The organism is Pseudogracilibacillus sp. SO30301A (genome assembly GCF_037072025.1).
Taxonomy (GTDB): domain Bacteria; phylum Bacillota; class Bacilli; order Bacillales; family Amphibacillaceae; genus Pseudogracilibacillus.
Genome location: NZ_JAXHDD010000006.1, coordinates 114,823 through 126,282 on the forward strand (window position 1 = coordinate 114,823; position 11,460 = coordinate 126,282).

At 33.9% G+C, this 11,460-nt stretch carries 12 protein-coding genes; 10 read left to right on the forward strand and 2 right to left on the reverse strand.

What is annotated here, in order from left to right:
* The first annotated feature begins 20 nt into the window (after positions 1-20).
* The 5 genes from miaA (at position 21) to SPD89_RS05395 (ending at position 4,927) form a co-directional block, all read left to right on the forward strand.
* Positions 21-965, forward strand: coding sequence for a tRNA (adenosine(37)-N6)-dimethylallyltransferase MiaA (gene miaA / locus SPD89_RS05375; RefSeq protein WP_336260933.1), 945 nt, complete (start codon positions 21-23; stop codon positions 963-965).
* Positions 966-1,037: 72 nt separating this feature from the next.
* Positions 1,038-1,265: an RNA chaperone Hfq gene (gene hfq, locus SPD89_RS05380; protein WP_336260934.1), complete on the forward strand. Its 228-nt coding sequence runs from the start codon at positions 1,038-1,040 to the stop codon at positions 1,263-1,265.
* A gap of 156 nt (positions 1,266-1,421) precedes the next feature.
* The gene (locus SPD89_RS05385) at positions 1,422-2,342 is read left to right on the forward strand and encodes an AAA family ATPase (protein WP_336260935.1); all 921 of its coding nucleotides are present in this window, start codon (positions 1,422-1,424) and stop codon (positions 2,340-2,342) included.
* A gap of 59 nt (positions 2,343-2,401) precedes the next feature.
* Entirely contained in the window at positions 2,402-3,649 is a 1,248-nt protein-coding gene (hflX, locus tag SPD89_RS05390; protein ID WP_336260936.1) for a GTPase HflX, read from the forward strand.
* Positions 3,650-4,927, forward strand: a complete 1,278-nt coding sequence (locus SPD89_RS05395; protein WP_336260937.1) for a methionine gamma-lyase family protein — start codon at positions 3,650-3,652, stop codon at positions 4,925-4,927.
* Between the two features lie 405 nt (positions 4,928-5,332).
* Here the strand turns inward: SPD89_RS05395 and lexA are convergent, their stop codons facing one another.
* Entirely contained in the window at positions 5,333-5,950 is a 618-nt protein-coding gene (lexA, locus tag SPD89_RS05400; RefSeq protein ID WP_336260938.1) for a transcriptional repressor LexA, read from the reverse strand.
* Between the two features lie 204 nt (positions 5,951-6,154).
* On the opposite strand from lexA, the gene SPD89_RS05405 reads away from it, so the two are divergent.
* The 5 genes from SPD89_RS05405 (at position 6,155) to SPD89_RS05425 (ending at position 10,903) form a co-directional block, all read left to right on the forward strand.
* Positions 6,155-6,388, forward strand: coding sequence for a DUF896 domain-containing protein (locus SPD89_RS05405; protein ID WP_336260939.1), 234 nt, complete (start codon positions 6,155-6,157; stop codon positions 6,386-6,388).
* Positions 6,389-6,413: 25 nt separating this feature from the next.
* Entirely contained in the window at positions 6,414-8,414 is a 2,001-nt protein-coding gene (gene tkt / locus SPD89_RS05410; RefSeq protein ID WP_336260940.1) for a transketolase, read from the forward strand.
* 86 nt (positions 8,415-8,500) lie between these two features.
* The gene (locus SPD89_RS05415; protein ID WP_336260941.1) at positions 8,501-8,725 is read left to right on the forward strand and encodes a YneF family protein; all 225 of its coding nucleotides are present in this window, start codon (positions 8,501-8,503) and stop codon (positions 8,723-8,725) included.
* A gap of 336 nt (positions 8,726-9,061) precedes the next feature.
* Positions 9,062-9,838: a tyrosine-type recombinase/integrase gene (locus tag SPD89_RS05420; protein ID WP_336260942.1), complete on the forward strand. Its 777-nt coding sequence runs from the start codon at positions 9,062-9,064 to the stop codon at positions 9,836-9,838.
* Between the two features lie 177 nt (positions 9,839-10,015).
* Positions 10,016-10,903 carry a hypothetical protein gene (locus tag SPD89_RS05425; protein WP_336260943.1) on the forward strand — a complete coding sequence of 296 codons (888 nt, stop codon included), beginning with the start codon at positions 10,016-10,018 and terminating at the stop codon, positions 10,901-10,903.
* Positions 10,904-10,981: 78 nt separating this feature from the next.
* Here SPD89_RS05425 and SPD89_RS05430 read toward each other — a convergent pair whose 3' ends face one another.
* The gene (locus SPD89_RS05430) at positions 10,982-11,221 is read right to left on the reverse strand and encodes a helix-turn-helix domain-containing protein (protein WP_336260944.1); all 240 of its coding nucleotides are present in this window, start codon (positions 11,219-11,221) and stop codon (positions 10,982-10,984) included.
* Positions 11,222-11,460 lie beyond the last annotated feature (239 nt).

Consider the following 11,460-nt stretch of genomic DNA (forward strand, 5'->3'; position numbering starts at 1 on the left):
ATCATGGCAGGGGAGAAAACGTGAAAAATGTCATCGTAATTGTTGGACCAACAGCTGTTGGAAAAACAAAACTAAGTATTGATCTTGCAAAGTGTTTTCATGCTGAAATTATAAGTGGGGATTCCATGCAAGTATATAAAGGACTCGACATTGGTACAGGAAAAATTACAGAGCAAGAAAAAAATGGGATCCCCCATTTTATGCTGGATATTAAGGAACCTGATGAATCCTTTTCAGCGGCAGAATATCAAACTTTAGTACAAAAACATATAGAAAAAATCAATGACAGAGAAAAAGTTCCTATTTTAGTAGGTGGAAGTGGCCTATACATTCAGTCTGTTTTATACGACTATAATTTCAATAATCGAAAAAGGGATAATCAAAAAACAAAAAAGCTTGAACAAAGATTACAAGCAGAAGGTAACCAAGCATTGTACGAAGAACTAAAGCAAATCGATCACGAGCAAGCAAAAAAAATCCATCCCAATAATTATAGAAGAGTAATTAGAGCCCTTGAAATCTATGAAACAACTGGTCTAACGATGACTGAGATTCACCAACAACAAAAAAACAGTCCTCGTTATAATCATATTATAATTGGGTTGGAAATGGATCGAAAAACACTGTATAATCAGATTAATAAACGAGTTGACCAAATGGTAGCTGAAGGATTAATTGAAGAAGTTACTTTCCTGTACAATAAAGGGTATGAAAACTGTCAATCCATGAAAGCGATTGGCTATAAGGAAATCATTCCGTATGTAAAGGGCGAAGTTGATTTTAACATAGCAGTTGAAACATTAAAGAGAAATTCAAGGCGCTATGCAAAAAGACAATATACATGGTTTAAAAATCAATTGGACATAGAATGGTTTCAGACTGACATTTATAACAATACCCCATTTCAATCGATAGTCCATACGATTGAAAATGCAATAACAAAAAAATATAGTATACCTTGTTAGAAAAGGAGCTAAGGTCTAAAATAAGACCTCGGTCTTCTTAAAAATATAGATAGAAAATGAGGAGGAGAAAGAATGGCTCAACCAGTCAATATTCAAGATCATTATTTAAATCAGCTTCGAAAAGAAAGGGTTGCTGTAACGGTATTTTTAACAAACGGCTTTCAATTAAGGGGGATTGTTAAAGCATTTGATAACTTCACAGTATTACTGGAGTCTGAAGGAAAACAACAACTCATTTATAAACATGCAATTTCTACATTTGCACCATCAAAAAATATAGAAATTGATAATAAAGAATAAATTTCACCACCCCTGGCTCTTGTATACTTACATACTCATTACCCATAATTTCGGGAATTTAAAAGCGATTTTCTCGTTTTGAGATTCGCTTTTTTTCTGGGCATTTATCACAAATAATACTTTCTGTCGTATACTAAAAGTGCGAGGGGTGATAATTTGAATACGCAAATGATTCACAACGATAACGGGAAAATTAATATTATATTACGTGAGCAGAATAAAAATAGTACAAAAAAACAAACACCTTATATTTTAAAGAATAATCAAGAATTAAAAACAATTGATAATCATTTTTCATCTTTTGTTGGCTTAAAGCATTTTAAAGAAATTATTAAAGAAATATACGCTACAAGAGTAATGAATAGTAAAAGAGAGCAAATGGGTTTATCTGTTAATAAACAAGTGCTTCATATGATTTTTAAAGGAAATCCAGGAACAGGTAAAACGACGATCGCCAGAGAATTAGGAAAAGTTTTATATAAATTAAATATCTTATCAAAAGGCCATTTTATTGAAGCGGAAAGAGCAGATTTAGTAGGGGAATATATTGGTCAAACAGCACAAAAAACGCGCAATTTAGTACAAAAAGCTTTAGGTGGTATATTATTTATAGATGAAGCTTATTCCTTAGCTCGTGGTGGGCATAAAGATTTTGGTAGGGAAGCAATCGATACATTAGTGAAGCAAATGGAGGATCATCAAAATGATTTTCTCTTAATTTTAGCAGGTTATCCAGAGGAAATGAATCGTTTTTTATCTTTAAACCCTGGATTAAAATCCCGATTTCCTTTTCATATTCCTTTTCATGACTATGGTTTGGATCAATTGATTGAAATTGCGATTCAAATGGCAGCTGAAAGAGAATATGAACTATCAGATAAAGCGATTTGGAAGCTTCGTGCACATTTAAGAGAACAAACTACTTACAATACTTCCCATTTTTCAAATGCAAGATATGTACGCAATGTTATTGAGAAAAGCATCCGTATGCAAGCAATCAGATTATTAAGTGTAAATGATTATACGATGAAAGATTTATTGGAATTAAAAGCGGAAGATATACAGTTTGAAAATTAATATCATAGTATAAAAAGACTATTATTAATTGCAATTTTATCTGAAAAGAGGGTTACTATTTGGCAAATGAAAATGTTTTAATTATGGCTGTTAAAAAAAGTACGGAGACGGACTATCATTTTGAATCTTCTGTAGCAGAATTAAAATCGTTATGTCATACGGCTGGCGGGAGAGTAAAAGAAGTAGTAGTTCAAAACCGAGAACAAATTCATTCTTCTACTTATGTAGGGCAAGGAAAAATAGAAGAAATTAAACAACTTATTTTAGCAAATGATATCGAACTTGTTATTAGCAATAATGAACTATCTCCCGGACAGTTACGTAATTTAAATGATTATTTCGGAGTTCGTGTAATTGACCGTAGCCAACTCATTTTAGATATATTTGCCAGCAGAGCAAAAACAAAAGAAGGACAACTCCAAGTAGAGCTCGCACAATTACAGTATATGTTACCAAGGTTGCATGGAATGGGGTTAGTTTTATCCCGATTAGGTGGTGGAATCGGTACAAGAGGCCCGGGTGAGACAAAATTGGAGACGGATCAACGACATATCCGGAGACGTATTGATGAAATTAAAAGACGTTTAAAAGATGTTGTAAAGCAAAGAGAACAGTACCGCAAAAGAAGAAAGTTAAATAAAGTATTTCAAATTGCAATTGTAGGTTACACAAATGCAGGAAAATCAACTCTTTTTAACCGTTTAACAAATGAATCAGCTTTAGAAGAAGATTTATTATTCGCTACACTTGATCCATTAACGAGGAAAATTCATTTACCATCAGGTTTTCAATGTCTGATCACGGATACAGTAGGGTTTTTACAAGATTTACCTACTTCTTTAATAGCCGCTTTTAAGTCTACTTTAGAAGAAGTAACAGAGGCTGATTTTTTACTCCATGTTGTAGATGCATCTCACGAAGGTAACGAACAGCATCAGAAAACAGTTAAGGAAATTCTTCATGAACTTGATGCTGATCAAATTCCAATGTTAACTTTGTACAATAAAGCAGATTTACTTCATGACGACTTTTTTGCTACTCAGCATCCGTATATGGTAATGAGTGCATATAAAAAATCAGATCGCGAAAATTTATTAATAAAGATAGAGGAGATATTAAAACAAGAGTGGATATATTATTCATTATCCCTTTCACCTGCTGATGGAAGGGTAATGAATCAATTTGGAATACAATCAATCGTGACAAAAAAACAATATAATGAAGAAACGAATATGTATGATGTAGAAGGGTTTATCCGCGAAGACCACCCTTTATTGGCATATTGTAAAGGAGCAGAAGATAAATAAATGCTAAACAATTTAGTACTACAAGCTGAAACAGACTGTGCGACAATTTTTGATCAAGTAAATAAAATGGTTGAAGGAAACCAGAAACGCGTGCTTGATGCCTTTAAGTCTGAACAAATTGGTGATTACCATTTTAATTCAACGGATGGTTACGGTTATGATGACAGTGGACGTGATGGACTGGAAGCGATCTATGCCAGCGTATTTGGAGGTGAAGATGCACTTGTTAGACCGCAAATAGTATCAGGAACTCATGCGATTGCAACAACTTTATTTTCCTTATTATACCCTGGTGATGAATTACTGTATATTACAGGAAGTCCATATGATACGTTAGAAGAAGTTATCGGAAAAAGAGCGAACAGTCCAGGATCATTAAAAGATTATCAAATATCTTATCAGGAGGTTGCTTTATTAAATGATGGTTCAATAGATTATAATGGTATTAAATCAGCGATTAATAAAAAAACAAAAGTAATCGGCATTCAACGTTCCAAAGGGTATGAAGATAGACCATCTTTTACAATTGCTGAAATTGAAAAAATGGTTTCGTATGTAAAACAAATTAATCAAGATTTAATTGTCTTTGTTGATAATTGTTATGGGGAATTTGTTGAAGAGAAAGAACCTCTCCATGTTGGAGCCGACATAATCGCTGGGTCTTTAATTAAAAATCCCGGTGGTGGGCTTGTACGTGCAGGAGGATATATAGTTGGAAAAGAGGAATTAGTATTAAAGGCTGCAAACAGATTAACAGCTCCGGGACTTGGAAAAGAAGCAGGAGCAACCTTACAAATGTTACAGGAAATGTACCAAGGTTTTTTTCTCGCACCTCATATTGTTGGTGAAGCACTTAAAGGTGCAATCTTCACATCTCGCTTACTTGATTTACTTGGAATTAAATCTACTCCATTTTTCAATGAGAAAAGAACAGATATCATCCAAACCATTACATTTGGAAATGAAGAATCAATGATTGCTTTTTGCCAAGCCATTCAAGAAAATTCTCCGATTAATTCATATGTAGCACCTTATCCAAGTGAAATGCCTGGATATGACGAAAAAGTAATTATGGCTGCTGGTACATTTATTCAAGGATCTAGTATTGAATTGTCGATAGACGGCCCAATAAAACCTCCTTTTATTGCTTTCATGCAGGGAGGATTAACCTATGCACATGTGAAGATTGCAATTACGGAAACCATAAAAAAATTGATCGAAAAAGACCAACTTGAATTCTCGAAAGAACTTGTAAAAGATGTTCAGAAAATCCGGTGAAAATGACAATTTGCATAGGTGGAAATTCTGCTAAAAAACCCCACGTCCTGTTGTGGGCAACGCAGAAGTCGCCACTTAAGGTTGTTAACTTGATTTTGCCACTTCTTGGAAAAACAATCAACTTTTCCAGCGCAAAAGAGCTTCTGCTCGTATTAACTGCATACACTCCGCAATTCAAAGCTACGGCGTCTCAAACTGCGACGTACAGGAGACGTCTCTAGTGTCGATGACGTCAGAGGTCAGAGGACGTGACGTCATCGACCGGAGCATAGGATGTACTAGTATCGGCATTACTGAAAAACGCACATATCACTCCTAGACGACCTCAATCCTTTTCATCTGAACACGCACTAAAATAGTAATTTTAAAAAGCTAGGGAATAATCTCTAGCTTTTTTCATGATAATTAAAAATTACGGTATAATCCAACGACTTTACCTAATATGGAAACGTACTTTAAACGGATCGGCTCCATCGTATCATTTTCAGGTTGGAGACGAATATGATCGCTTTCCTTAAAAAATCGTTTAACAGTTGCCTCATCTTCATCGGTCATTGCTACTACTATATCACCGTTTTCTGCGGTAGTTTGTTGTTTAACAATTACTCGGTCACCGTTAAGAATGCCAGCATTGATCATGCTTTCCCCTTCAATTTCAAGCACGAATAAATTGTCGCTTTGGTGTGCAATAGAACTGGGAACAGGGGTGTATTCTTCAATATTTTCAATTGCAGTTATTGGCGACCCAGCGGTTACTTTACCAATTACCGGCGCATATCTTGCAGCATCTTTTACTATATGATTATCGGACTGGTCTAATATTTCAATTGCCCGAGGTTTTGTCGGGTCTCGTCTTATGTATCCTTTATTTTCAATTCGTTCTAGATGACCATGCACAGTGGAACTTGAAGCAAGTCCAACCGCTTTTGCAATTTCTCGTACAGAAGGTGGATAACCTTTTGTTTCTACTTCATTTTTAATAAAATCAAATATCATTTGTTGTCTTTCAGAGAGTTTCTTCAATAGGGAGCACCTCACTTTTTCTTATTACTCTTATAGTACCATTTCAGTGATAAAAGTCAAACATAAGTTCCCTGTTTAGGCTTATAAATGTTTAAACTTGAAAGAGTTATCTCTAAAGCATAATATAGAAGAGTATGTAGATTTCGTTTAATTTTTTACTAATTTTAAAAAATTAAGTACAATAGTAGTAATGAGGTGATCATGATGATGTCAAAAGAAAAATTAAACCGAATTAATTACCTCGCAAATAAATCAAAAGCAGAAGGACTTACAGATAAAGAACAAAAAGAACAAAAAGAACTTAGAGAGGAATATCTCCATAATATTAGACAGTCTTTTACAAATCAAATAAGTAATTTAACTGTTATTGATCCAGAAGGACAAGATGTTACACCTGAAAAAGTAAAGAAATTAAAAAAGAATAAAAAATTTAAATAAATTTATTACTTGAAAGGAAGATAGCATGTTATCACAAATTGAACAAAAAGCAATTAATACTATTCGTACATTATCCATTGATGCAATTGAAAGAGCAAATTCAGGTCATCCAGGTTTACCGATGGGTGCGGCTCCGATGACTTATTCGTTATTTACCGATTTTATGAACCACAATCCCAAAAATTCAAAGTGGTTTAACCGTGATCGTTTTGTTCTTTCAGCAGGTCATGGTTCTATGCTATTATATAGTCTTCTTCATTTGTCAGGATATGATGTCACTATAGAAGATCTTAAAAGTTTCCGTCAATTTAAATCAAGAACTCCAGGACATCCAGAAGTTTTAGATACAGATGGAGTGGAGGCAACAACAGGTCCTTTAGGACAAGGTGTCGCAATGGCTGTAGGAATGGCTATGGCAGAAGCTCATCTTGCTGCAAAATATAATAAAGATGGTTATAATATTATCGATCATTATACATATTCATTAGTTGGTGATGGAGATATAATGGAAGGTATCTCTCACGAAGCAGCCTCTTTAGCTGGTCACTTAGGTTTAGGAAAATTAATTGTACTTTACGACTCTAATGATATTTCTTTGGATGGAGATTTAGACCGTTCATTTTCTGATAATACACAAAAACGATTTGAAGCTTATAACTGGGAAGTAATCCGTGTTGAAGACGGTAATGACCTTGCCGAAATTAGAAAGGCAATAACAAAAGCCAAAGAAAATACGGAGCAACCAACATTAATAGAAGTAAAAACAATTATCGGATATGGTTCACCGAATAAATCAAATTCATCAGCCTCTCACGGAGCACCACTAGGAGCAGAAGAAGTTAAACTAACAAAAGAATATTATAAATGGGAACATGATGAATTTTATGTAGATACAGATGTATACAATAATTTTGAAGAAAAAGTAGTTAAAAAAGGTGCGCAATTAGAAGAAGAATGGAATAAATTATTTAATGAATATAAACATAATTATCCTGAACTTGCCACCGACCTTGAACTAGCAATAAACAATAAGTTACCAGAGGATTGGGATAAAAATCTACCTCGTTATGAAGTTGGAAAAGATAAACTTGCTACTAGAGTAGCTTCAAGTGATGCTATTAATGCACTCGCAACGTCAACTCCAAATTTATTTGGTGGTAGTGCTGACTTAGCAAGTTCAAATAATACGATGATTAAAGATGACGGTGACTTTACGAAAGCAAGCTATACTGGTAGAAATATATGGTTTGGTGTTCGTGAATTTGCTATGGGTGCAGCATTAAATGGAATGGCTTTACACGGTGGTTTAAAAGTTTATGGCGGAACATTTTTCGTATTTAGTGACTATTTACGTGCTGCCATTCGATTATCTGCCATTATGAATACACCGGTTACTTATGTGTTTACACATGATTCAATTGCTGTTGGAGAAGATGGACCGACACATGAACCTGTTGAACAATTAGCATCACTTCGAGCGATGCCTAATTTATCAGTAATCCGTCCGGCTGATGGAAATGAGACACAAGCAGCTTGGCGGTTAGCATTAGAATCAAAAGACAAACCTACTGCACTTGTTCTAACACGTCAGGGCTTACCAACACTTCCAAACACTGGTAATACAGCTTATGAAGGTGTAAGCAGAGGAGCTTATGTAATTTCTGATGCTAAAAATGAGCCTGAGGCAATTTTACTTGCTACAGGTTCTGAAGTCAGTTTGGCTATAGAAGCCCAAAAAGCTTTATTGGACAAGAATATTGATGTAAGGGTAGTAAGTATTCCTTCATGGGATCGTTTTGAATCACAGGATGAAACATATAAAAACAAAGTAATACCTTCACATATTAAAAAGAGAGTTGCAATTGAAATGGCTTCTTCATTTGGTTGGGAACGATATGCAGGTGACGAAGGCAAAATTATTGCAGTTGACAAGTTCGGTGCCTCAGGAAAAGGTGACGTTGTTGTAAAAGAATATGGTTTTACAATTGAGAATGTTGTGAGACACGTAGAAGATTTATTGAAGTAACCTTATGTTTGTCTAATTATACCGAATTGTTTATACTGTAAAAGGAAATAGTTAAGGTTGCATTTTATTAAGGAGGAAATTGTTTCATGTCGACAATATGGGTAGTGCTTATTGCTCTCTTGGCACTGATAGCAGGAGTTGCTCTCGGATTTTTTATTGCTAGAAAATATATGATGAACTATTTGAAAAAGAATCCACCAATTAATGAACAAATGTTACGTACGCTAATGATGCAGATGGGGCAAAAGCCATCACAGAAAAAAATTAATCAAATGATGCGTGCAATGAACAATCAAATGGATAAAAAATAAGGAAATTAAAGCCTGTTATATCAACGTTTGTAGGCAGTTATTTAAAATTAAATAATACTAATTTCACATTCTTTTTTTGGAAATTGGTTAATCTCTCATCTATTTTCTGACAATTTAAATGTCATAATTTTAGATGATAAAAGAACAATACACCTTTTTATAGGATAGTTTAATCGCTAACTTATAAGGAGGTGTTTTTTGTGTTGTTTTGGGACTGTGTCAGGGAGTATTATTACGTTTGTTATTCCCGAGATTTTACAAAAAAAACGATGAAGAATTAAGAATCAGGAATACACACAATTAAAAAAGCATCTGGACAACTTAAACATTACAAAATTGGAAGATGTAACAACAAAAGTATTACAGGAATATCACACCAACAAATTGGAACGAGGGTTAAAACCTACATCAATAGTTAGCACATCAAAACAGATTAAAGCATTTTTTAATTGGTGTTTATCTGAGGGTTACGTAAAAGAAAATCCAATGGATAAAGTACAGTTACCACGGGCGAGGAAACAAATATTAGAAGCTTTTACCTCAGAGGAGGTATATAGACTCATTGAGTGTTTTGGTTATAAAAACTATATAGAAGCAAGAAATAAGCTAATTATAGCAATTATGGCTGACACAGGAGTCAGAGTAACTGAGCTAACCAATATTAAAACAAAACATGTAGGATTGGATAAGATTTACATTTTGGGCAAAGGGCGCAAGGAACGTTATTTATCTATATCACCAGTGTTAAAAAGAATAATGATTAGATATGAGCGATTAAAGAGCCAATATCTTGAGGACAAGATGGTTAAGGACGATTACTACATTCTAAATTATAAAGGTCATCAAATGAGTAATACAGGCTTGTGGTTGGTTTGTAAAGAAGCAGAAAAAAGAACAGGAATTAAAGACGTGCATCCACACAAATTTAGACATTATTTTGCTTTAACGAGCCTAAAAGTTGGCAAGATTGATATTCATTCGTTAAGCCTTTTATTAGGTCATTCAGATATTAGCACAACAGAGATTTATCTCAGAACTTTTAGGAATGATGACTTGTTAGATCAAGCTAAAAACAGTAGCCCACTGATGAATTTGCACAAAGACAAGAAGTAAACAAAATAAAAATGCCCAGTTGGTGTCGAAGCACCACTGAGCGTTAGGTATGTTTAATAACCTATATCAATTACTTGTATTATAACATTTTAAAAATCTATATACAAGTGGTTTATTAAATGTACCTTCAATGTACCTTCAAGAAGAACATAAGTTCTATTAATTGGAGGTATTTTCATGTATAAATCGGGAGACGTATCACAATTTAAACACTTATCACAGTTTAATTCACTTCAAAATTTTAACAATAATATAGAAATGCACCTAGCGGATCACAAAAAACAATTTACCAAAAAAGAATTAATCATACTAAAAAGGTTAATCAGATATTCGGCAAAAGTACCTGGTGTATCTAATGTATCTATCAGACGATTAATTCAAGCCGTGGAGCAACATGACAACACAACTGTATCAGAAGCAACCTTCCACAGAATGAAACGTAAAGCGGTTAAATTAGGCTTGTTAACGATTCATGCAACTAATAGAACAGATAACAGTCAATCATCTAATCTTTACGTGTTTAATGCATATTCAACATCTAAAGTAACCAATGATTCAACAAAAAATGACATCCCTTGTAATGACATAAAACAACAAGGAACAGCAGTAGAACAACAATCACGAAAAAGTAAAATGACATCCCTTGAAGCAGACAAGAATTATAAAACTAACATTATTAATAACAGTCGTAAGGGGGACGTCAAATTTGACGCAGGGGTGCTTAAAATTACAAGCACCAATGATTTTGATCACACATTTGTATCATCAAACGTTCCTAAAAAATTAGTTGATGCTATCGTTCCATTTTACCCTAAAATGTCAGATGTCTATGCTATATACAAACGCTTGAAACTAGCTACTAGAGAGTATCCAGACAGCCTTATTTACAATTTGGATGACTATATCAAATGTTTTAAAGAAACGATTGTTAGACTCAAAAGAGGGATTATTCGAGGGGAATATTTAGGGTATTTATTTGGAGCGTTTAAAAATAAAGCACATGAACTAAAACACACATATCACATGCCAGAGGATTCGGTATATTTTGATTGGGTTAATGGTTAATAGTTGACGGCTCAAAAATAAGCAACAAAAAAAGACTGAGGGACATTTAAGTCCACCAGCCAGTATATTATTAATCCACTATTGAGGACTATCTCTTTCATGACGAATCAAATCATCAACAAAATCAATATCTAATGCTTTACAAAATAAGTCTAACGTATCAAATTGGATTCCTTTACTATTACCATTAATTAATTTGCTCACTGTGTTGCGATGAACACCTTTACCAGTTGCATCATACTGTTTTGTTAATTCAACTAGATCGCCAATTGACAAACGTTTTTCATCGAGTATTTGTTTTAATCGGAATTCAATCATTTTTACACCCCTTAATATGCAGTATATTATTAATTAATTATAACATACACACCACAATGTTAAATAATAAAAATAATAGTTGACTATGAATATTATAGTGTGTACAATGAATTTAGAGGTTAAAGAAAGGAGACAAGCAATATGCTAACCATATCCTGAATTATTCATAGCTTCATGCCATATCCTTCATTAGTGCCGTTTAACGGCTTTCTTACTCATTAACGCTAATCACCTGAAAG